The sequence below is a fragment of the Bradyrhizobium sp. dw_411 genome, assembly GCF_018449695.1.
Lineage (GTDB): Bacteria > Pseudomonadota > Alphaproteobacteria > Rhizobiales > Xanthobacteraceae > Bradyrhizobium.
The window spans coordinates 1-21970 of record NZ_JAAVUY010000014.1 but is presented as its reverse complement, the minus strand read 5'-3'; the positions used below and the strand labels follow the sequence as shown (position 1 = coordinate 21970).

The 21970-nt window shown below is 61.7% G+C and carries 23 protein-coding genes; 13 read left to right on the top strand and 10 right to left on the bottom strand.

Annotated features, from left to right (window positions below; all coding sequences use genetic code 11):
• Positions 1–103: 103 nt before the first annotated feature.
• Together wrbA and HB676_RS22820 are read right to left on the bottom strand one after the other, a co-directional pair.
• A complete protein-coding gene (gene wrbA, locus HB676_RS22825; RefSeq protein ID WP_213740607.1) occupies positions 104–703 on the bottom strand; it encodes an NAD(P)H:quinone oxidoreductase in 600 nt (199 codons plus the stop codon).
• A 165-nt stretch (positions 704–868) separates the two neighbouring features.
• Positions 869–1567: a pirin family protein gene (locus HB676_RS22820; protein ID WP_213740605.1), complete on the bottom strand. Its 699-nt coding sequence runs from the start codon at positions 1565–1567 to the stop codon at positions 869–871.
• 110 nt (positions 1568–1677) lie between these two features.
• On the opposite strand from HB676_RS22820, the gene HB676_RS22815 reads away from it, so the two are divergent.
• Positions 1678–2592, top strand: coding sequence for a LysR family transcriptional regulator (locus tag HB676_RS22815; protein WP_213740603.1), 915 nt, complete (start codon positions 1678–1680; stop codon positions 2590–2592).
• Positions 2593–2681: 89 nt separating this feature from the next.
• Positions 2682–3671 carry a tripartite tricarboxylate transporter substrate binding protein gene (locus tag HB676_RS22810; protein ID WP_213740601.1) on the top strand — a complete coding sequence of 330 codons (990 nt, stop codon included), beginning with the start codon at positions 2682–2684 and terminating at the stop codon, positions 3669–3671.
• A gap of 44 nt (positions 3672–3715) precedes the next feature.
• On the opposite strand, the gene HB676_RS22805 is transcribed toward HB676_RS22810, so the two are convergent.
• The 4 genes from HB676_RS22805 to HB676_RS22790 all read right to left on the bottom strand — a co-directional run bounded on the left by HB676_RS22805 (position 3716) and on the right by HB676_RS22790 (position 7021).
• Positions 3716–4666 carry a hypothetical protein gene (locus HB676_RS22805; protein ID WP_249780416.1) on the bottom strand — a complete coding sequence of 317 codons (951 nt, stop codon included), beginning with the start codon at positions 4664–4666 and terminating at the stop codon, positions 3716–3718.
• A gap of 105 nt (positions 4667–4771) precedes the next feature.
• A complete protein-coding gene (locus HB676_RS22800; protein WP_213740599.1) occupies positions 4772–5248 on the bottom strand; it encodes a YbaK/EbsC family protein in 477 nt (158 codons plus the stop codon).
• Complete coding sequence (locus HB676_RS22795; protein ID WP_213740597.1) at positions 5245–5985, bottom strand: haloacid dehalogenase type II; 741 nt, start codon at positions 5983–5985, stop codon at positions 5245–5247. Before HB676_RS22795 ends, HB676_RS22800 begins: the two co-directional genes overlap by 4 nt.
• A 151-nt stretch (positions 5986–6136) precedes the next feature.
• Positions 6137–7021: an amidohydrolase family protein gene (locus HB676_RS22790; RefSeq protein ID WP_213740595.1), complete on the bottom strand. Its 885-nt coding sequence runs from the start codon at positions 7019–7021 to the stop codon at positions 6137–6139.
• Between the two features lie 349 nt (positions 7022–7370).
• On the opposite strand from HB676_RS22790, the gene ykgO reads away from it, so the two are divergent.
• Both ykgO and HB676_RS22780 read left to right on the top strand, forming a co-directional pair.
• Positions 7371–7496 carry a type B 50S ribosomal protein L36 gene (gene ykgO, locus HB676_RS22785; protein WP_002718645.1) on the top strand — a complete coding sequence of 42 codons (126 nt, stop codon included), beginning with the start codon at positions 7371–7373 and terminating at the stop codon, positions 7494–7496.
• A gap of 187 nt (positions 7497–7683) precedes the next feature.
• Positions 7684–8262, top strand: coding sequence for a tetratricopeptide repeat protein (locus HB676_RS22780; RefSeq protein ID WP_249780425.1), 579 nt, complete (start codon positions 7684–7686; stop codon positions 8260–8262).
• Between the two features lie 29 nt (positions 8263–8291).
• Here HB676_RS22780 and HB676_RS22775 read toward each other — a convergent pair whose 3' ends face one another.
• The gene (locus HB676_RS22775) at positions 8292–8474 is read right to left on the bottom strand and encodes a hypothetical protein (RefSeq protein WP_213740591.1); all 183 of its coding nucleotides are present in this window, start codon (positions 8472–8474) and stop codon (positions 8292–8294) included.
• A gap of 298 nt (positions 8475–8772) precedes the next feature.
• Between HB676_RS22775 and HB676_RS22770 the strand changes: the two genes are divergently transcribed.
• A complete protein-coding gene (locus tag HB676_RS22770) occupies positions 8773–9735 on the top strand; it encodes an alpha/beta hydrolase (protein WP_213740589.1) in 963 nt (320 codons plus the stop codon).
• A gap of 119 nt (positions 9736–9854) precedes the next feature.
• On the opposite strand, the gene cycA is transcribed toward HB676_RS22770, so the two are convergent.
• Positions 9855–10253 carry a cytochrome c-550 CycA gene (gene cycA, locus HB676_RS22765; RefSeq protein WP_213740587.1) on the bottom strand — a complete coding sequence of 133 codons (399 nt, stop codon included), beginning with the start codon at positions 10251–10253 and terminating at the stop codon, positions 9855–9857.
• 263 nt (positions 10254–10516) lie between these two features.
• Here cycA and HB676_RS22760 point away from each other — a divergent pair, with 263 nt between their 5' ends.
• From HB676_RS22760 to HB676_RS22735, 6 genes are all read left to right on the top strand, one after another.
• Positions 10517–12010, top strand: coding sequence for an FAD-linked oxidase C-terminal domain-containing protein (locus tag HB676_RS22760; protein ID WP_213740586.1), 1494 nt, complete (start codon positions 10517–10519; stop codon positions 12008–12010).
• Positions 12011–12018: 8 nt separating this feature from the next.
• Entirely contained in the window at positions 12019–13269 is a 1251-nt protein-coding gene (locus tag HB676_RS22755; RefSeq protein ID WP_213740585.1) for an FAD-binding protein, read from the top strand.
• Complete coding sequence (gene glcF / locus HB676_RS22750) at positions 13266–14582, top strand: glycolate oxidase subunit GlcF (RefSeq protein WP_213740584.1); 1317 nt, start codon at positions 13266–13268, stop codon at positions 14580–14582. Before HB676_RS22755 ends, glcF begins: the two co-directional genes overlap by 4 nt.
• A gap of 104 nt (positions 14583–14686) precedes the next feature.
• Positions 14687–15070 (top strand): hypothetical protein, encoded by a 384-nt coding sequence (locus tag HB676_RS22745; RefSeq protein WP_213740583.1) that lies wholly within the window; start codon positions 14687–14689, stop codon positions 15068–15070.
• A 652-nt stretch (positions 15071–15722) separates the two neighbouring features.
• The gene (locus tag HB676_RS22740) at positions 15723–16727 is read left to right on the top strand and encodes a TorF family putative porin (protein WP_213740582.1); all 1005 of its coding nucleotides are present in this window, start codon (positions 15723–15725) and stop codon (positions 16725–16727) included.
• A 69-nt stretch (positions 16728–16796) separates the two neighbouring features.
• Entirely contained in the window at positions 16797–17306 is a 510-nt protein-coding gene (locus tag HB676_RS22735) for an HPP family protein (protein WP_213740581.1), read from the top strand.
• 113 nt (positions 17307–17419) lie between these two features.
• Here HB676_RS22735 and HB676_RS22730 read toward each other — a convergent pair whose 3' ends face one another.
• Positions 17420–19168, bottom strand: a complete 1749-nt coding sequence (locus HB676_RS22730) for an SbmA/BacA-like family transporter (protein WP_213740579.1) — start codon at positions 19166–19168, stop codon at positions 17420–17422.
• A gap of 327 nt (positions 19169–19495) precedes the next feature.
• Here HB676_RS22730 and HB676_RS22725 point away from each other — a divergent pair, with 327 nt between their 5' ends.
• Both HB676_RS22725 and HB676_RS22720 read left to right on the top strand, forming a co-directional pair.
• Positions 19496–21181 (top strand): L-lactate permease, encoded by a 1686-nt coding sequence (locus HB676_RS22725; protein WP_213740577.1) that lies wholly within the window; start codon positions 19496–19498, stop codon positions 21179–21181.
• Between the two features lie 158 nt (positions 21182–21339).
• The gene (locus tag HB676_RS22720) at positions 21340–21756 is read left to right on the top strand and encodes an META domain-containing protein (protein ID WP_213740575.1); all 417 of its coding nucleotides are present in this window, start codon (positions 21340–21342) and stop codon (positions 21754–21756) included.
• 27 nt (positions 21757–21783) lie between these two features.
• Here HB676_RS22720 and HB676_RS22715 read toward each other — a convergent pair.
• Positions 21784–21970: hypothetical protein (locus HB676_RS22715; RefSeq protein WP_213740573.1), on the bottom strand; the 187-nt coding region annotated here is incomplete at its 5' end.

The window sequence follows — 21970 nt, the reverse complement described above, 5'->3', positions numbered from 1 at the left end:
TCGCGAGTTGATAAATAAAAAGCATTTCAAGCATGGCGAAGCCCGTCGTCCCCAACGGACAAATAAGGCGGCATTCTCCGAAGAGAATGCCGCCGAAGTGGCATCAGCCATGCAGTTTTTTGGCGGTTTCCGCGATCACGCGTCCCTGGTAACGCGCGCCCTCGAGCTCGTTGGCGCTGGGCTGGCGGCTGCCGTCGCCGCCGGTGATCGTGGTCGAGCCGTAGGGCGATCCGCCGGTGACTTCGTCGAGCTTCATCTGGCCCGCGAAACCATAATTCAGGCCGACGATGGTCATGCCGAAATGCAACAGGTTGGTGACGATGGAAAACAGCGTGGTTTCCTGGCCGCCATGCTGGGTCGCGGTCGAGGTGAAGGCGCCGCCGACCTTGCCGTGCAGCGCGCCCTTGGCCCAGAGGCCGCCCGCCTGATCGAGGAAGTTCCCCATCTGCGACGCCATGCGGCCGAAGCGGGTGCCGGTGCCGACAATGATCGCATCGTAATTGGCGAGATCGTTGATCTCTGCGATCGGCGCAGCCTGATCGACCTTGTAATACGACGCCTTTGCGACATCGGGCGGCACCAGTTCGGGCACGCGCTTGATATCGACGGTCGCACCGGCGGAGCGGGCGCCTTCCGCGACGGCGTTCGCCATCGTCTCGATGTGGCCATAGGCGGAATAATACAGAACGAGAACTTTGGTCATGGTCAGTCTCCGTGAGGTGATGTGTGGTTTGATTATTGAGGGGGAGGGGGTTGTCATTGCCGGGCTTGACCCGGCAATCCATCATTCTTCGAATGACTTTTGCGAAGTGGGATGGATGCCCGGGTCAAGCCCGGGCATGACGATTGTTATGTGACACGCAGGCGATTACGCCGCGTCGACCAGCACCAGTTCGGCATCCTCCAGCGCCGTGATCTTCAATTGCGCTTCGTCGCGGATCGCGACACCGTCGCGGGCGTTGACGCGCACACCGTTGATCTCGACGCTGCCGGCCGCCGGCACCAGATAGAGGTTGCGGGTCTTGCCCGGTGCATATTGCGCGCTCTCGCCGGCCTTTAGCGTGGTGGCGAGCACCCGCGCGTCGGCACGGATCGGCAGCGCATCCTTGTCATCGGCAAATCCGCTGGCGATGGTGACGAAATTGCCCGAGCGATCCGATTTCGGAAACGGCTTCGCGCCCCAGGTCGGCTGGCCGCCCTGCGCCACCGGCTCGATCCAGATCTGGAAGATCTTGGTCTTGGTCGGCTCGAGATTGTATTCGGAGTGCCGCACGCCGGAGCCGGCGCTCATCACCTGAACGTCGCCCGCTTCAGTACGGCCCTTGTTGCCGAGACTGTCCTGATGGGTGATCGCACCTTCGCGGACATAGGTGATGATTTCCATATTGGCGTGGGGATGGGCGGGAAAGCCGGTATTGGGGGCGATCTCGTCGTCGTTCCACACCCGCAGCGAGCCGTGGCCCATATTGCCGGGATCGTAGTGACTGCCGAACGAGAAATGATGCTTGGCTTTGAGCCAGCCGTGGTCGGCGGCGCCGAGTTTGTTGAAAGGTCTGAGTTCGATCATGGGATATTCCCTTCGTTCTGATGGGCTCTGGATATGCCTTTCCTGATGGTGCATAAATAGAAACAGTAGAAACACATTGTTTCCTATTTTGATCTAATGGAGCGGTCGCGATGGCCAAGCTGCCCGATTTCGAGGGACTGGCAATTTTCGCAAAAGTTGTGGAATTGCAGTCCTTTGCAGCCGCCGCGACTGAGCTGGCGCTGTCCAAGGCGACAGTCTCCAAGGCCGTCACCCGGCTGGAGCAGCGGCTCGGCGCGCGGCTGTTCAATCGCACCTCCCGGCGGCTGGCGCTGACCGATACTGGGCAGAAATTGTCCGCGCAGGCCGCGCGCCTGCTGGCCGATGGCGAGGCCGTGGAGAACGAGGCGCTGGCGCAATCGGTTTCGCCGCGCGGGCTGGTTCGTCTTGCGGTGCCGATGACATTCGGGGTCAAGGAAGTCGCGCCGATCCTGCCGGAATTCTTAAGCAAATATCCCGACGTCACGATCGATCTTCACTTGAGCGATGCGAAGGTGGATCTGGTCGGCGACGGCTTCGATGCGGCGTTGCGAATCGCAAGCCTGCCGGATTCATCGCTGATCGCGCGGCGGCTGTGCGGCATGTCGCGCTTTACGGTGGCGTCACCGGCCTACCTCAAGCGCCACGGCCGGCCGACGCATCCGATGCACCTCGCCGAGCACAAATGTTTTGGCTACGCGTATCTTTCGACGCCCGATGTCTGGCATTACGCCAACGCGAAAGGCGAGCAGGCCAGCGTGCGGCCGGGCGGCCCGTTGCGCGCCAACAACGGCGAGGCCGTGATGCCGGCCTTGCTCGCGGGGCTTGGTATCGCCGATCTGCCGGACTTCATCGTCGGCGATGCCATTGCGTCGGGTGAGGTCGAGGTGATCCTGGAGGGATGGAAGCAGGCCGAGAGTGCGGTACATCTGGTGATGCCGTCCGGCCGGCCGCGCCCCGCGCGGGTCGAAGTGCTGGCGGATTTTCTGACGCGCCATTTTACCAGACCAAACCGGGCGCGGCGCTGAAGACAGATGCGACGGCGCTCTTGCCCATCCTGCGGTTCACGCTAGGTTGCGGCTCAATCAGACCAAGAAACGCAAGGGAAAAACTACCGATGAATCGACGTGAAATTCTTAAAGTCGCTGCCGGGCTGCCGCTGCTGCAAGCCGTGCGCCCCAATCCGGCATCCGCGCAAGCCGCGTGGCCGGCACATACCATCAGCATGATTGTGCCGTTCCCGGCCGGCGGCCAGGCCGATCTCGCGGCCCGTCCAGTGGCGCAGGCGCTGGAGCGGGTTCTCGGCAAGTCCGTGATCGTCGACAACCGCGCCGGCGGCGCTGGCGGCTCGATCGGCAATGCGGTGGCGGCGCGTGCGGATGCGGACGGCTATACCTTGCTGATGACGCTGTCGTCGCTGGCGGTGCTGCCGGAAGCCGATCGTCTGTTCGACCGTCCTCCCGTGTACGAAGTCTCGCAGCTCGCGCCGGTGGCGCGCGTGCTCGCCGATCCCACGCTGCTCGCCGTGCCGGCATCGGCGCCCTGGAAGACGCTGCAGGATTTCGTCGATGACGCCAAAAAGCGCCCCGGCCAGATTCCCTACGGCTCGTCGGGTCCCTATGGCACGCTGCATGTGGCGATGGAAATGTTCGCGGCCTCGGCCGGCATCAAATTGCTGCACATTCCGTTTCGCGGCGCCGGCCCCGCGCTCAACGCGATCCTGACCGGAACGGTGCAGGCGCTGGCCTCGGCACCGGGCACGCTGAAGCAGCAGGTCGATGACGGCAAGATGCGCGTGTTGGCCAATTGGGGTGCGGAGCGGATCGCGAGCTTTCCCGATCTGCCGACTTTCAAGGAGCTCGGCTATAAGGATGTCGAGTTCTACATCTGGGCTGGACTGTTCGCGCAAGCGGCGTTGCCGGCGCCGATCATGACGCGGCTGCGCGAGGCGATGGCGCAGGCCGTGGTCAGCCCGGAAGTGATCAAGACGTTCGAGACCGCGGGCAGTCCGGTGGCCTATCTGGACGCGCCGGAATTCGCGAAATTCTTCGAGGCCGACAGCGCGCGGCTGGTCGCCGCGGTGAAGAAGATCGGCAAGGTGGAGTAGGGCCGCGCGCGAGCACTGCTCATAGAGAATGCCGGAAGGTCGCGTTATGCCGACGCGGTCTCCCGTTCCCTGGGTTGGCCGGGCGTGACACAGGCCGCGTAAGCGGCGTCGATGATCGCAAGCTTCACCGCCTGCGCAGCATGATATTCGCGCCGAAAATCGGCCGACACCCATAGCGGAGATTTTCCCCGCTGCCCGGACCAGCCGAGGCTTCCCATCGCCTCGGCCTCGCTAAATTTGCGGCCGAGTTGGGTTCGCGACAGGCTGAGGCGTTGCGCCAGTCCGGAAATCGACATGACGTCAGTCGGAATCCGCAGGAGTCCATCAGTGCATTGCTGGCAACCGGCGATCAGGCGATCCATCACCAGGCCGCCTTCGTTGATCCAGGTGAACAGCGAGAACGTCTTTTCAGGTTCGCGCACCTCGCCCGAGCCGATCAGGGCATCGGCGATCAAGGGCTGGATCGCGCCGAGCAACGCTGGCTTGGCGCGGAAGCTCGCTGCCCTGTTGCTGCCGTCCAGTCCGTCGAGGGTTGTCAGGTGCAGCGTGTGCCAGTGGAACAGCGCCATCAGCACTGTCGGCGCCGGCATCAGCGGGCGTTGGCGCTTGCTCTCGCTGTTCTCGACGTATCGGACGATATCGTATTTCAACATCTCCTTGAGAAAGGCCGCCGCGGTGTTGCGGCTCGCAAGGGTGTGGCGCTCGACCGACTCCAGGAAGCGCTCGGCCAGCAGCCCGGCGCCGGATTCCCTGGCTTCGCTGCGAAAATATTGCGCCAGCGCCGCATGCGCCATCAACCAGCGTTGCTGGGTTGCAAACAGCGATGCGATCCGCGGGCTCGCTTCCTGGATCATCAGCAGCGATTGCGCCTGTGCCCGAACGCATTGTTCAAGCGCTGGATGAACCAGGATGTCGTCCACCGTCATCGGCATAATTTTGCGAGCTTCATCGCCTTCGCCAACCAGAGGCAATTCAATGGTTGCTTCGCGAGTCATCGCAAATTGACAAACCGGAGTCACCTTGCATGTGCTGTGATTTTTTGGGCCAGCCGTCCCAAACGAGTGTTTTGGCTGGATTTTCCGCACGGTGTGGCGGAAGGGCTACGTTACGGCAAGACGCACTTCGCAGACATCGACCCATTCGGCGCCGACCAGTTCAGCCATCCGCGATGGCGTGATACGCACCGCGCTGTGGATCGAGCCCGCGGCTGGCACAACTTCGTCGAACGCTTTCAAGGAAACATCACAGTAAACCGGTAGCGGCGTTTTCAGTCCGAACGGGCAGACGCCGCCGACCTCATGGCCGGTGATGTCGGCGACTTCGTCGACGCCAAGCATCTTTGGCTTGCCGCCGAACAGCGTCTTTACTTTCTTGTTGTCCATCCGTGAGGTGCCGCTGGTGACGATCAGCACCACGCGCTCGCCGATCCGCAAGCTCAGTGTCTTGGCAATCCGTGCCGGCTCGACGCCAAAAGCCTCGGCGGCCAGCGCGACCGTCGCCGAACTCATCGGGGTTTCGATCACGGTGAGGTCGGGTGCCTTTTCGGCGAAAAACGCGCGGACGGATTCAAGGCTCACGAGGCAGCCACCAGACCGGGCAGTTCCGACAGCGCATGAATGCGATGATCGGGAGTGACGCCTAACTCGTCCACCTGGGTGCGCAGCGCTTTGAACATGGTGAGCGGCGTTACGAGATCGCTTTTGACGCAGGCCAGCGCCATCGCTTCGGGCGTCACCCGCTCGATCCAGGCGACGTTGAGGCCAAAGGATTTTGCGCCGCAGGCGTCCCACGGATTCGACGACACGAACAGCACTTCGGCGGATGCGACGCCAAGGCGCTCCTCGATCAGGGTGTAGGCGTCAGGCGCGGGCTTGAAGATCTTTTTGGAGTCGATGCTGATGGTGGCATCGAGCACGCGATCCAGCCCGCTATTGTGCACCAGCGCGTTGAGCATGGCAGTAGAGCCGTTGGACAGGATCGCCAACTCGCGGTCCTTCATCGCGGTGAGCGTGGCCATCGCATCCGGATAGAGATCGAGATGCAGATATTTGTCCATGATGCGCTCGAAGGCGGCGCTGTCATGTTTCAGGCCGAGCGCGTTGAGGGTGTAGACCAGCGAATCCCGCGTGATGACGGAAAAATCCTCGTAGCGGCGCATCAGCGAACGCAGCCAGGAATATTCAAGCTGCTTGATGCGCCAGATCTGGGTAATGAGTTCGCCGTAGCCTGGAAACGTTTCTTCGGTCACGGTCGCGACCGACTGAACGTCGTAAAGCGTGCCGTAGGCATCGAATACAACGGCTTTGATGGTCATGGGGTACCGATCTTGTTGAGTCAGTCCTGCGCGAGCGTCGCGCGACGAACATTCGAATGTTCGACGAACGGCCGGCGTGAAGCAAGTGTGTCTTGTACCGGCAGCCGTCGACGCAGTGGTTCAAATTAGCGTCAGATGCGCAGGATTGACGTCAGATGTTCAGGATTTTGCGCGCGTTGGCCTTCAGCACTTTCGGCCGGATCTCGTCGCGAATGTCGAGCTTGGCGAAATCCGCCAGCCAGCGGTCCGGCGTGATGACAGGCCAGTCCGAGCCGAACAGCATCTTGTCCTGCAGGATCGAGTTGATGTAGCGCACCAGGATCGGCGGAAAATATTTCGGCGACCAGCCGGAGAGGTCGATATAGACATTCGGCTTGTGGGTCGCGACCGACAGCGCCTCTTCCTGCCAGGGGAAGGAGGGATGCGCCAGGATGATCTTCAGGTCGGGGAAGTCCGCCGCCACATCGTCCATATACATCGGGTTGGAATATTTCAGCCGCATCCCCATGCCGCCGGGCATGCCGGAACCGACGCCGGTCTGCCCGGTGTGAAACAGCGCGATGGCGCCGCCGTCATTGATCGCTTCGTAGAGTGGATAGGCCATGCGGTCGTTCGGATAGAAGCCCTGCATGGTCGGATGGAATTTGAAGCCCCGCACACCGTATTCCTCGATGAGCTTGCGCGCCTCGCGCACGCCGAGCTTGCCCTTGTGGGGATCGATGCTGGCGAACGGGATCAGCACATCGGTATTGTCGGCGGCGACTTCCAGCATTTCGTAATTGTTGTAGCGGCGAAATCCGGTCTCGCGCTCGGCATCGACCGGGAAGATCACCGCCGCGATTTTCTTGGCGCGATAATAGGCCGCGGTTTCCGGTACCGTCGGCGGATGCTTGTTCGGCGATTTGAAATAGTCGGCCATCTGGGCCTGGAAGTCGTCATAGCCGTCATCACCGTGCATGCCGCAGGGCTCCTCGGCATGGGTGTGGATGTCGATCGCCACGACGTCTTCGATGTCAGGCAGTTTCAGTTTGGGCATCGTGGTTTCCCCGGCCGCGTGTCTTGTTGATCGCCAAATTGGTTATACCCTATAACAAATTTGGCAAGACGATGAACCGCCGTGGCGCCGACGCGGTCCGGGCCTTGATGGAGGTTCCTCCAAGGCGATTTACGAGCGATTTCAATCGGAATAGGCCCGTACACGGATTAATCTTCGAAAGCCGGGTTCCGGCAGCGAAAAGGGCCTGAAACCGCCTGTCTGGATTGACATTCGACCGTGTGATGGCTTAGAAACCGCGCGTCCTGGGCGGCAAAGCCGCCGGCGGGATAAATCAGATTTTGCCACTTTCGGCCTGTCCCACGGCCTTTCAACGCATCAGGATACTACCATGAAGGTCCGTAACTCGCTGAAATCGTTGCGTGGTCGCCACCGCAACAATCGTCTGGTCCGCCGCAAGGGCCGGGTTTACGTGATCAACAAGGTTCAGCGCCGTTTCAAGGCGCGCCAAGGTTAATCACGAAGCTTGATCTTGGCCTGTTCCGGCCTTCCCGGCCGGCACGCAATCCACACATCACAGCTCTTTGACAGTTTTGTTGCTTTGCAGCGCGATTTTCCGCGTCTAGACTTTGTCTATGGCCCTGAGATTCCCTGCCGCGCGAATCTGCCGGATAGCGATCTTGCTCACCGCGATCACCGCCGTGATGCCATTTTCGGTTTTGGCCCAAGCTGCTCCACCGTCAAAACAGCAGAAGAAGCTGCCGGAAGCGCCGGGTAAGCTGCCGAAGGTCGGTCCCGATCGCGCCAAAGGTCTGGATTTTCTGTTCGGGGCGCTGAAGGTCGCCCCCGATGAAGCCAGCGCCAAGCATGTCGAGGCCCGGATCTGGGCGCTGTGGATGCAGACCCCGAGCGACACCACCGCACTTCTGATGATGCGCGCCAAGGCCGCGATGGACGCCCAGCAGATGGACGTCGCGCTCAAGCTGCTCGATGCCGTGGTCAAGCTGCGTCCCGACTATGTCGAGGGTTGGAACAGGCGCGCGACGCTGTATTATCTGCAGAACGACTACAACCATTCCCTGCAGGATATCGAGCAGGTGCTGGTCCGCGAACCGCGCCATTTCGGCGCGCTGGCGGGGCTCGGCATGATCATGCAGGATCTCGGCGACGAGAAACGCGCGCTAGACGCCTTCCGCAAGGCGCTCGCGGTCAATCCGCATCTCGACAAGGTGCCGGAGCTGGTCAAGACCCTGACCGAGAAGGTCGAAGGCCGCGATATCTGATCGTCCGCCGACCGGCCGATGTACCGGATTTAATGCAGAACGTTGCTGCCGGATCCCGCCAGGCCGCCATAGGCGACCACCGCGTGGAGCTGTTGAAGTTCGGCTTCAAGCTGCTCGTTGACCAGCAACAATGCCCTCAGTGCGCCGCGGATGTCGCCATCGCAGCTGGCGACGATTTCGTCGATGGCGGCTTCATTTGGTCTGGAAGTCATCGAAAACCCTCCAATTTTGCCGTTATAATGTTTTGGTATCCCGCGCGTTGCTGTGGATTGCGTGGAAAAGCCAGACTGCGAAAATTTTGACGGGCGCGTTGATCGGATCGCAAAGGTGCTGCTGAGGGTTATAGAAAGCTGCCAGTGACGGTTGTATGAAGATTGCTGCCGCGCCAGCGCTGCGCGGTGGAAAACCCGCATGGGGCGGCCCGCAATCAGGACGCAACAGGCTTTTGCCGGCGAAACCGGAGCGTGCTCGAACCGTAGCTGATTGGTGCGCAATATCAGGACCCTCGTAATGATACCGCTCGTTTTCGTGGCCGCGCTGGTGCTGCTGGCGCTGATCACGCAGGCCGGTATCCTTGTGCTGCAACACCGCTATCCCCAACAGGGAAAAAGTGTCGAGGTGACGGGCGCGACGCTCAACGTCGTCGACCTCGGCCCGCGCGACGCTCCCGGTCCGCCTGTTGTGCTGATCCATGGCGCCAGCTCGAATCTGAAGGCGATGCAACTGCCGCTCGGCGAGATGCTCGCCGGCAAGCACCGCGTCATTCTGATCGACCGTCCCGGCCATGGCTGGAGCACGCGTGCGCGCGAGGCGGATTCAACCCCGGCGATCCAAAGCAAAATGATCGATGAGGCGCTGGAAAAACTCGGCGTCGGCCCGGCGATCTTCGTGGTGCATTCCTGGGCCGGTGCGCTGGGCGCACGCATGGCGCTCGATTATCCCGCGCGCGTCGCGGGTCTGGTGATGCTGGCGCCGGTGCTCTATCCGTGGACCGGTGGCGTCGGATGGTACAATGACGTCATAACCACTCCCGTGATTGGTCCACTGCTCGCCTACACGATCACGCTGCCGCTTGGCACCTTCCTGACCGGGCCCGGCGCCCGCGCGGTATTCCTGCCGCAGATCATGCCCGAGCATTTCGTCAGCGACACCGCGACGCCCTTGTTGCTGCGCCCGCGCGAATTCGTCGCCAATGCCCGCGATCTCGTAACGCTGAAGGCGGCGGTGGCCGAGCAGGCGCCGCGCTACGGCACTATCAAGATGCCGGTGGTGGTGATCGCGGGCGATGCCGACAAGACGGTCTCTGCGGCCATTCATTCCCGGCCATTCGCCGCGGCGGTGCCGCACACAAAGCTGATCATCTTGCCGGGTGTCGGCCACATCGTGCAAAACGCGGCGCCCGAACTCGTGATCTCCGAGATCGACGCCATGATCAGCGCAATGGTGCACGACACCGCGGCTGTCGCCAATTAAAGCGTTTTCGAGCGATCGCGTGGAAAACACGTCAAACAAAAGAAGTGAAGCCCGGCTCTGACCAAATCAGAACCGGGCTCCAGCCTTTTGCAGAGAACTGCGGAAGGAAAGTCGCAGCCTTACTTGGCTTTGATTTTGCCGTCCTTGTCGTATTGCGAAACGAAGGCCCAGAGGTCGTTGACTTCCTGTTCCTTCTTGATGCCGGCGAAGGCCATCTTGGTGCCGGGCACTTTCGCCCGGGGGTCCTTGATGTATTCCTTGAACGCGGCCTCGTTCCAGGTGATGCCGGAATTCTTGTTGGCGTCCGAGTAATTATAATCCGGCACCGTGCCGGATTTGCGGCCGTCGAGGCCGTTGAGCTCCGGGCCGACCTTGTTCTTGGCGTCTTCGCCGATCGCGTGACAGGCCAGGCACTTGTTGAACGACGCCTTGCCGGCCTCGGCGTCCTGCGCCAGTGCCGCGGATGCGGCGGCCGACGATGCGAAGATGACCAGCGCGCTGACTAACAATTTTTTCATTATCTGCTCTTTGTTGCTTCGGGTGCTTCGGGGGTCTCGACGACCGTTTGTGGCATAGCGCGCTTGCGATGGACAAGCCACGAAATGCGTTCCGGGTTTCATCCATTTCGTCTGCGCCGTTCGGGTAGCTGATATTCACGGCCCGCCTAGCCACTGCGGACTACCTAAGCGTCTACCCAAAACAGTCCAGACGTGCTTGATTTGTCGCGACAAATCAAGCTAGTCGCGAACTGCTTGCATCAAGAGCCGCGAGAGAGATCGATATGACCATCATGATGCCCGCGCCGGATCAGGCGGTCCTGGCCCGGCGTGACGCCATCGTTGCTGCGTTGCGTGCGATCGTGCCGGGCGAGGGCGTGATCGACAGCGCGGCCGAAATGCTGCCCTACGAGTCCGATGGCCTGATGGCGTATCGCCAGCCGCCTATGGTTGTGGTGTTGCCGGAGACCACCGAACAGGTGTCGCGGGTGCTGAAATACTGCTTCGAGCAGGGCATCAAGGTGGTGCCGCGCGGTTCCGGCACCTCGCTGTCCGGCGGGGCGCTACCGCTGGCCGATGGCGTGCTGCTGGGCCTCGGCAAGTTCAAGCGCATCCGCGAGATTGATTTCGACAACCGTGTCGTCGTCACCGAACCCGGCGTGACCAATCTCGCCATCAGCCAGGCCGTGGCCCATGCCGGCTTCTATTATGCGCCCGACCCGTCGTCGCAGATCGCCTGTTCGATTGGCGGCAACATCGCGGAGAATTCCGGCGGCGTGCATTGCCTGAAATACGGCATGACCACCAACAACGTGCTGGGCTGCGAAATCGTCCTGATATCGGGCGAAATCATCCGGATCGGCGGTAAATCCCCCGAGACCAGCGGCTATGACCTGATGGGCATCATCACCGGTTCCGAGGGCCTGCTCGGCGTGGTGACCGAGGTCACGGTGCGAATTCTGCAGAAGCCGGAAACCGCCCGCGCGCTGATGGTCGGCTTTGCGCAGGTCGAGGCCGCCGGCGAATGCGTGGCGCGGATCATCGGCGCCGGGATCATTCCGGGCGGTATGGAAATGATGGACAGACCGGCGATTCACGCCGCCGAGGCCTTTGTTCATGCCGGCTATCCGCTCGACGTCGATGCGCTTTTGATCATCGAACTCGATGGTCCCGGCATTGAGGTCGATGAACTGATCAAGCGGGTCGAGGCGATCGCGCAGGGCTGCGGCTCGACCACCTGCCAGATTTCGACGTCGGAAATGGAACGCAATCTGTTCTGGGCCGGCCGCAAGGCGGCGTTCCCGGCGGTCGGGCGGATCTCGCCGGATTATCTCTGCATGGACGGCACCATTCCGCGCGCCGCGCTGCCGCAGGCTCTGGCGCGCATCCGCGACCTCTCGGAAAAATACGGTCTTGGCGTCGCCAATGTGTTTCATGCCGGCGACGGCAATCTGCATCCGCTGATCCTGTACGATGCCAACAAGCCCGGCGAAATGGACAAGGCCGAAGCCTTTGGCGCCGATATCCTTCGCTGCTGTGTCGAACTCGGCGGCGTGCTGACCGGTGAGCATGGCGTCGGCATCGAGAAGCGCGATCTGATGCCGGAGATGTTCAGCGACATCGATCTCAACCAGCAGCAGCGGCTGAAATGCGCGTTCGATGCACAGGGTCTGCTCAATCCCGGCAAGGTCTTTCCGACCCTGCATCGCTGCGCCGAGCTTGGCCGCGTGCATGTGCACGGCGGCAAGCTGGCTTTCCCTGAACTCCCACGGTTTTGAGCGGTCGCGTGGATACCCTGAGAGTACGTGACGCCAAGGACGTCGAGCAGGCGGTGCGCGCGGCGATCGCCAGTGAGCAGCCGCTGGAAATCATCGGCCATGGCAGCAAGCGGCTGATCGGCCAGCCGATGGCGACCAATGCGCTGCTCGATCTGTCGGCGCTCAATGCCGTGACCTCCTATGAGCCAAATGAACTGATCATCACGGTCGAGGCCGGCGCGCCGCTCGCCGACGTATTGTCGCTGATCGATTCCAAAAATCAGCAATTTGCCTTCGAGCCGATCAACACTTCGGTGTTGCTGGGTACGCCGAACATCGGAACCGTCGCCGGTATGATAAGCGCCGGTCTCGCCGGTCCGCGCCGCATCAAGGCCGGCGGCGCCCGCGATCATCTGTTGGGGGCGCATGCGGTGTCCGGTTTCGGCGACAGTTTCAAGGCCGGTGGCCGGGTGGTGAAAAACGTCACCGGCTATGATCTGTGCAAGCTGCTGGCGGGGTCGTGGGGCACGCTCGCGGTGATGACGGAAGTGACGTTGAAGGTGATGCCGAGGCCCGAGAGCGAGCGCACGCTGGTGCTGCGCGGCCTTGATGACGTCACCGCCAACAAGGCGATGACGGTAGCTCTGGGCTCGCCGTTCGATGTCTCCGGCGCGGCGCATGTGCCGGGTTCGGCGCTGCGGGGATCGGCGAGCGGGCTTGTTGGTCAATTGGGCGATCTCGCATCCGAAGGGAAAGCCATCACGTTGGTGCGGCTGGAGGGCATTACCGCGTCGGTCGTCCATCGCGCCGCGTCCCTCGGCCAGGCCCTGGCGCCGTTCGGGCGCGCGGAGATTGTCGAAGATGCGGCCTCGGCGACGATCTGGAGTTCTGTTCGTGACGTGCAACCCTTTGCGGCCAACGGCGCGCTCGGTGCGTGGCCGGTGTGGCGGATTGTCTGCCCGCCAGCCTCCGGCGGCGCGCTGGGGCAGGCGCTGGCGCGCGAGACCGGCGGCGACGTGATCTACGACTGGGGCGGCGGCCTGATCTGGGCGGCGCTGCCTCCGAAGCCGGATGCGCAGGCCGGGCTGGTGCGGGCGCGCGTCGATGCCGCCGGTGGCCACGCCATGCTGCTGCGCGGCTCCGACGAGATACGGCGCGCGATCGACGTGTTCCACCCCCAGAAGGACGGCCTCGCCGCGCTTGGCGAACGCGTCCGCCACAGCTTCGATCCGAAAAACATCCTCAATCGCGGCCGGATGAGACGGGAAACCGCGACATGAAAACCGAATTCAGCCTCACCCAACTGGCCGATCCCGATATCGCGGAGGCCGACAAGATTCTGCGCGCCTGCGTGCATTGCGGATTTTGCACAGCGACCTGTCCGACCTATGTGCTGCTCGGCGACGAACTCGATAGCCCGCGCGGCCGCATCTATCTCATCAAGGAGATGCTGGAAAAGGACAAACCGCCGACGCAGGAAGTGGTCAAGCATATCGACCGCTGCCTTTCCTGCCTCGCCTGCATGACCACCTGTCCGTCCGGCGTCAATTACATGCATCTGGTCGATCAGGCGCGGGTCAAGATCGAACGGGACTATACGCGGCCGTTGCCCGAGCGGCTGTTGCGGGCGGTGCTCGCCTGGGTGCTGCCGCGGCCGGAATGGTTCCGCGCCGGCATGATCCTGGCGCGATTGGGCCGGCCGCTGACCGCGCTATTGCCGACACCCAGCGTGGCCCCGGCCACACCGACGTTGTTTCGGCGCCTCAAGGCGATGCTGGCGCTGGCACCGGCCGGCCTGCCGCCGCGCGGGGCGCCCGGAGGAAGCGTGTTTCCGGCGCAGGGCACCAAGCGGGGGCGTGTCGCTTTGCTGCAAGGCTGCGCCCAGCAGGTACTGGCGCCGCGCATCAACCAGGCCGCCATCAATCTCCTGACGCGCCACGGCGTCGAGGTGGTGCTGGTCAAGGACGAGCAATGTTGCGGTGCGTTGACGCATCATCTCGGCCGCGACGGCGATGCGCTGGCGCGGGCGCGCGCCAATATCACCGTCTGGAGTGCGGAGGCCGAGCGGAGCGGCCTCGACGCCATCCTGATGACGACGTCGGGCTGCGGCACCGTGATCAAGGACTATGGGTTCATGCTGCGCGAGGATCGCGATTTTGCTGCCGCGGCGGCCAAGGTTTCTGCGCTGGCAAAGGATATCACCGAGTATCTCGGCGGCATCGATCTGCAGCCGCGCCAGCAACACAGCGACATTGTCGTCGCCTATCACTCGGCTTGTTCGCTGCAGCACGGGCAGAAAATCACGCAAGCTCCGAAAGAATTGCTTTCCAAGAACGGATTCGTGGTGAAAGATGTGCCCGAGAGCCATTTGTGTTGCGGTTCGGCGGGTACGTACAACATCCTCCAGCCTGACATTGCGAACAAATTGCGCGATCGAAAGGTCGCCAATATTGCGATGGTCAAGCCGGACATGATTGCTGCGGGCAATATTGGATGCATGGTGCAGATTGCCAGTGGTACGTCGGTTCCCGTGGTTCACACAGTTGAGCTTCTCGATTGGGCGACGGGCGGTCCCCGGCCAGGATTGAACTGATCGATTGGCCCCGTCTTCGAGGCAATGACTTTGAGTAAGCGGCCTGGAAGCGGATAATTTTAAAGGCCCGATAGACATTGATCGGCGGCAACAGGAGGATCACGATGGCTAAAGGCAAAAAGAAAAAAGGCAAGAAAGCTAAGAAGAGCAAAAAGGTCGTAACGGCGAAGAAAAAATCCGCCAAAAAATCTTCGAAGAAGTCGGCCAAGAAATCGGCGAAGAAAGCCAAGAAGTCTGCCAAGAAAACTGCAAAGAAGGCGGCCGCGTCGAAGAAATCCGCCAAGAAGGCTAGCGCCAAGAAGGCCCCTGCGAAGAAGGCTGCCCCCAAACCTGCGGCAGCACCTAAAGCCGTAGCTGCGCCAAAGCCCGCGCCTGCGCCGACACCGGCTCCCGAGCCGGAGCATAGTTGGGCTACGCCTTCACCGACCCACACACCCGAGCATTTGGGCAGTCCGACGTCGTTCGGTGGCGAGGAGAGCAATAGCTAATCTCCGGATTAATCCGGTTACACCAGAGGCCGCAGCGCTCGTCGCTGCGGCCTTTTGGTTTTGGGAACCTCGCGGTGCCATCCCCGGGGGGAACCCAAGGCTATCGCATATGACTTTCCGCCGCGGCAATCGCCTGGGGCCTCATGGTTCGAGACGCCTCGAAGACGAGGCTCCTCACCATGAGGGTTTGAGATTTAGCCGCACAGAAAGTCCTCATCCTGAGGGGACGCTGGAGGCGGCCGTCTCGAAGGATGGCCGCACAAAGACTGCAGGCCCAATCTCTTTCTTCATATGCGATAGCCCCACGTGGGAAACCGAAGGGGTTCAAGCGTTACTCACGAGGGTCGCTGATTCGCGGCGGCTTCCCGCGGACCGGGCGATCGGCCCGATACATGACGAAAAGTTGTCCTGACGGCGCCGAGTTCCCTAAAAGTTGTTGTCGCAATGACACACTCGCCAACAACATTTGGCGTAACGCCTATAAAGACTAAAAAGTCAGCAGATGATTATTTTTTTTGCTTCCAGCCATGGCCCAGCCAGACCAAATTAGCCGCAGGCTTACAGGAAGCTTACAGCAGGCTTACGGCCTTCGTTGTCGGCTTTCTCGCTGCCCTAGAGGCGCGAACTGATCTGGCAAAGTAGTGGGGACTTCATGAAAAAAATCGTTTTGGTAGCTGCGTTACTCGCAATGACGGGATCGGCTTTTGCGGCGGATATGCCCCTGAAGGCCGTCAAGGCTCCGGCTCCAGCACCATTCGATCCCTGGGATATCGCCTTCGGCGGCGCTGTCATGAGCGACTACATTTTCCGCGGTGTCACCCAGTCCAATCACAACCCTTCGGTCGCCGCCTATTTTGAGCCGCGCTACAATGTGAACAAGGACTTGCAGCTCTATATCGGTACCTCCGGCGAGAGCATCTCCTTTGCCAACCGTGCGGCTGCCGAAATTGACGTTTACGGCGGTATTCGTCCGACCTTCGGGGCTTTCGCTCTCGATATCGGTGTCTGGGGCTACCTCTATCCGGGCGGAAGCTGCGCCGACAACGTTCTTACCGGCGGCGTCCCCGGCGGCGGCGTTTGCGCGGTCTCCACCAGCACGATCTTCCTTGCGAACGGCAACGTGATGAAGAAGGACGTCAGCTTCTTCGAAGTCTACGGCAAGGGTAACTACACCATCAACGACAACTGGCAGTTTGGCGTCACCGAATACTACTCGCCGAACTTCCTGAACTCCGGCGCCTGGGGCGACTATGCCTCGGTCACCGGCAAGTACACCGCGCCCAGCTCCGCCTTTGGCACCAGCGGCGTCGGCATGTATGTGTCCGGCGAATTCGGCCGGCAGTGGCTCGGGACTTCCAGCGCGTTTTATGGCGTCAACAGCGTGCTGGGTAATTTTTCCGCCGGCATTCCCTATGCCAGCTATGATACCTGGAACATCGGCATCGGCTTCACCTACAAGGTGTTCACGCTCGATCTTCGCTACTCCGACACCGACCTGTCGAAGGGTAATTGCAGCGCCTTTACCAGTGCCTTCAATGCTTCCGGAAACACCAGCGTGACGCCGATCAATCCCGGCGGCACGGGTTCGAACTGGTGCGGCGCGGCCGGTATCGCCAAGCTCTCGGCCGACCTGACCGCGATGACCAATCTGAAGTAACTATTCTCACCTGACGGCAGAAAGAGCGGCAGCGCGATCTGCCGCTCTTTTTGTTTTTCGGGGAACCAAATGTCTGACTGGCGCGGGACGGCGAACACAGCATTCCGCCGCATCGGCCCACGCGGCCTCGTCGAGGGGGCTCTCGCGGGCCTTGGCGCGGCGCTGGCGATCGGCGGCATGGAATGGTTCTCGTGGGTTGCCCACTATCCGCTGGTCTTCATCCCGTTCGCGACGTCGATCGTGCTGGTGATCGGATCGCCGGACGCCGAACCGGCGCAGCCACGCGCGCTGATCGGCGGACATCTGGTGGCGACGCTGGTCGGGTTCGTCGTGCTTCGCCTGGCCGGCCCTCATGGCTGGGCCGCCGCGGCCGCGGTCGGATTGGCAGTCGTTGCGATGGTCGCCACCGGCACGTTCCACCCGCCGGCGGGGATCAATCCGCTGCTGGTGGTCTCCAACAATCTGCCCTGGTCATTTCTGTTTGCACCGGTGCTGGCCGGCGCGGTGCTGCTGGCGGCGTTTGCCTATGTCTGGCGGCGCTGGCTCCACCGCCGGCCGTGGCCACAGCGCTGGTTATAGAGAGCGTTTTCAAGCTAACGGGTCGCGCAAACGCGCGCCCGATGACAGGCTCCGTGGATATCGGTTCGCGGGAAGAAACACGTCAAAACAAAAGATTCTCGAAGCACTCAGGGCTATGACGGCTTGCTGTCCTCGGGGCGGTCCTGAAGCGTGAATCGATCGCCGTTGGGGGTCAGCACGACATTGCGCTGATGGAAGGCCTCCAGCGTGCTGCGATGGCCGATCGAGACCACCGTAGTGCCCGGCAGCTTCTCTTCGATCAGGCGATAGAGCCTGGCCTCGGAGGCCTCGTCGAGCGATGCCGTCGCTTCGTCCAGGAACAGATATTGCGGCGCATGCAGCAGCGCCCGGGCGAGCCCCAGGCGTTGCTGCTCGCCCAGCGAGAGCATCCGGTTCCAGTGCGCCTCTTCCTCCAGCCGCGAGGCAAGCTGGGGCAGACCGACCGAGGTCAGCACATCTGCGACAAGGGCCGAATTGTAGGCGCCGGCTTCCGATGGATAGACGATCGCCGCCTTCAGCGAGCCGACCGGAAAATACGGCCGCTGCGGCAGCATCATCAGCGAGGCGTTCGCGGGGATCGTAATCGAACCCGACCCGAACGGCCAAACCCCGGCGATGGCGCGGAACAAGGTCGATTTGCCGCCGCCCGACGGGCCGGTAACCAGGGTTCGCTCATCGCCGCGAAGGCTGAAACCGTCGGCCGAGATCAGCGGCTTTCCGTTCGGCAGGCTGACGAGCAACTGCTGCAGATCGATTTCACGGCCGCCGGACGACGCGACGACACCGATCGAGGACGGGGCTGTCTTCAGCGCGGCGGCGCCGGCGATCGCGGCCTCGAACCCCTCAAGACGGGCGACCACGGCGCGCCATTCCGCGAGCGTGCGGTAGGCCGACACAAAAAACGACAGCGCGCCCTGCACGCTGGAGAAGGCGGATGCGGTCTGCATCATGCCGCCGAGCTGGATCTTGTCGGCAAAATAGGCCGGCGCCACCAGAACGTAGGGGAAGACCACCGCGGCTTGCGAGTAGCTCGCGGTAAATGCGGTTACCCGCTTGGTCCGCCGCATGATGGCGTACCAGTTCTCGATGACACGGCCGAAGCGCTCCAGAAGCCGGCCCTGTTCGGCGTTCTCGCCCCGCAGCAGCGCGATCTGTTCGGAGTTTTCGCGCACCCGCACCAGGTTGAAGCGGAAATCGGCCTCGTAGCGCTGCTGCTGGAAATCAAGATTGACCAGCGGCGAACCGATCCACTGCGTCAGTGCGGTGCCGAAGATCGCGTAGATCAGCGCGCCCCACACCAGATAGCCCGGGATCATGAACTCGTGGCCGAAAATGTGCAGCGGAGAATCCGCCGACAGGCCCCACAGGATCACGACAAAGGACCCCAGCGATACGATCGCGCTCAGCAGGCCGACACCGATGCTCAGCGTCTGGTCGACGAACGACTTGACGTCCTCGGCGATGCGCTGGTCCGGATTGTCGGCGGCATCCCCCTTGAGCTGCATGCGATAGTGGTTGGCGCCGCGCAGCCAATCGCCGAGATAAAAGCCGGTCATCCAGCTCCGCCAGCGAATCTGCAGCCATTGATTGAGGTAAAGTTGATAAACCGAAAGCGCGATATAGAACGTCGCCAAAACGCAAAAGAAGCCGATTTCGCTGACGAAGCCGTCCCAGTTCTTTTCTTGCAGTGCATTATAGAAGCGGTTGTTCCACTGGTTCAGCAACACGTCGATCAAGACCAGGGAAAGCTGGATGGCGATCACCGCCGCGAGCAGCAGGCGGCCGGCTACCTTGTCTTCGGAACGGAAATAGGGGACAGCAATCCGCCATACGGTTGCGAGCGTCGCGCGGATGTTGTTCACAGATCGATATCTCCGGGAAGACGGCCACCAGGCCTGAAAAAACGGGAGAGAAGACGGAAGAATTGGGCCTTCCGGGTGTTTCTAGACTAAAGTTCTAACTGCCATGGTCTGCGTTGGCTTGTCCAAGCCTCCGAGTCAATCCTAGCATGGTAACAATGGCGAGGGGCGGGGGCCTTCAAAGCTTCGCGAGTTAGTGAGCTAATTTGGTGGGACCAAGTTCGCGTCGATTTCACGCTTTGCTCAAGACCCTCGTAATCGTGCCAGCGCACCTGACTGACCGTCCATGCGGGTCGGGGCGCCGAAAAAACGCGTGGGGGGAGAATTATAATGTGGAATCAGGTCTATAATCCTTTTGGCAATGCGGCGCTGTCGACCATCGCCGCGGCGATACCCGTCGTCACGTTGCTGGTCTTGATCGCGAGCGGCAAGGTCAAGGCGCACATCGCGGCCATCATCGCCCTCATCGTCGCCAACCTCATTGCGATTTTCGTGTTCACGATGCCGGCGGGCATGTCGATTCGCGCATCGTTGCTCGGCGTCGTGTCCGGCTTCTTCCCGATCGGCTGGATCGTGTTGAACGTCATCTTTCTCTACCAGATCACGGTGGCGACCGGAAAATTCGAGCTTCTGAAACGCGCCGTTGGCGGTGTGACCGAAGATCGCCGGCTGCAATTGCTGCTGATCGCATTTTCATTCGGGGCGTTCTTTGAAGGAGCTTCCGGTTTTGGTACGCCGGTGGCCGTCACCGGCGCGGTTCTGATCGGTCTCGGCTTCTCGCCGCTTGCTGCATCCGGCTTGTCGCTGATCGCCAACACGGCACCCGTCGCCTTTGGTGCGCTGGGTACGCCTATCCAGGGACTTGCCAGCGTGATGGCAAGTTCACCCGACCAGGTCGGGCCGCTGGCTTACCAGCTCGGCGCGATGGTGGGGCGCCAGTTGCCGATCTTCTCGTTGATGGTGCCGTTCTGGGTGGTGTGGGCATTCGCCGGCTGGAAAGGCATGAAGGAAGTCTGGCCGGCGATCCTCGTCACCGGCGTCACCTTCGCCGTGCCGCAGTTCGTGATCTCCAACTACATCAATCCCTGGATCGTCGATATCGGCGCGTCGCTGATTTCGATGGGCGGCCTGATCCTGTTCCTGAAAGTATGGCAACCGAAAAAGCTTTGGCTGTCGCCGGTGCTGCGCGGCAACGACGAGTCGGTTGCGACGATGGCGCCGGTGAAGCCACTGGACAAGACGCCGCTGACGCAGGCGGAGCTATGGAGCGCGCTGCTGCCGTGGATCATCGTCTGTATCGTGATGCTGATCTGGGGCAACAACGCGTTCAAACTCTGGGCGAACTCGATCTTCACCTGGAACTATCCGATCCCCGAACTGCACAACATGATCAACTCGGTGGCGCCGGTGGCGGCGAAGCCGACGCCGCAAGGCGCGGTGTTCGGGTTCACCTATTTGTCGTTCACCGGCACGGGCATGCTGATCGCGGCCATCATCTCCGGCTTCCTGATGGGCTTCTCGCCGGCAAGGTTGATTGTGGAGTATGGCCGCACCATCAAGCTGTGCGCGATTTCGCTGATCACGATCTCGGCGATGCTGGCGATCGGCACACTGACGCGCCTCTCGGGCGTTGATGCGACGCTCGGTCTGGCTTTCGCCGCGACCGGCATCCTCTATCCCTTCTTCGGCACACTGCTCGGTTGGCTGGGTGTCGCGCTGACGGGATCGGATACCGCTTCGAACATTCTGTTCGGCAATCTGCAGCGGATTACCTCCGAGCAGCTCGGCCTCTCGCCGATCCTGATGGGTGCCGCGAACTCCTCGGGCGGCGTCATGGGCAAGATGATCGACGCGCAATCGATCGTCGTCGCCTCCACCGCCACCAACTGGTACGGACATGAGGGCACCATTCTGCGGTTCGTGTTCAAGCACTCGATCGCGCTGGCCTGTCTGGTTGGCCTGTTCGTGATGCTGCAGGCCTATGTCTATCCGTTCACGTTGATGGTCCTGAAGTAAATCGCCGGTTCCGGCTCTAACGATAGAAATCCCCGCGGGCGTCAGTTCGCGGGGATTTGCTTTCCGGCCGCCATTTTTGATGCGGTCGATCTGGTCAATGTCACGCTTGCCGATTAAACAGCGCGGGCTGTGAAGGTTCGGATATTACGAGGAATTGTATGCATTCGGTGACACGATTTTTGAGGCAGGCCGCTGCTGCGGTGGCGGTGCTGGCGGTGATTTTGCCGGCGATCCCGGCTGCTGCCCAGGAAGAATTCCCGTTCGGCTTCGAGATGAGATTGGAGACCGCTCCGCAGCCGGGATCGAAGCGGATTCCGACGCTGGAAATCGGCGACAATGGCGAGGCCACGCTCGATCTGTGGTGCAAGTCCGGCAAGGGCCAGTTTTCGGTCGCGGGCAACACCGTGATCTTCGTGCCCGGGCCGATGCAGGATCGTTCCTGTCCCCCGGCGAAAGCGCAGGCGGACGATGACCTGGTCGCAGCGCTGGGCGAGGCCGCGACCTGGAAGCGGCAGGGCGATCTGGTTTCGTTCATCGGAACCCGGCCGCTGCGATTCCGGATCAATACCAATTGAAATCGCGATAGCCGTGCTTTGGCGCGCTTAAAGCGTTTTTGCCCTCGCGGAAATCATCGCATCCAGTTCACTCCGCACCCGAGCAACGACACGGCCGTAATCGCGTGTCGCGTCCTGCCTGAACAGGCGGACGGTCGGATACCACGGGCTGTCATCGCGACCCAGCAGCCAGCGCCAATCGGGCAGATAGGGCAGCAGGATCCAGGTCGGCCGT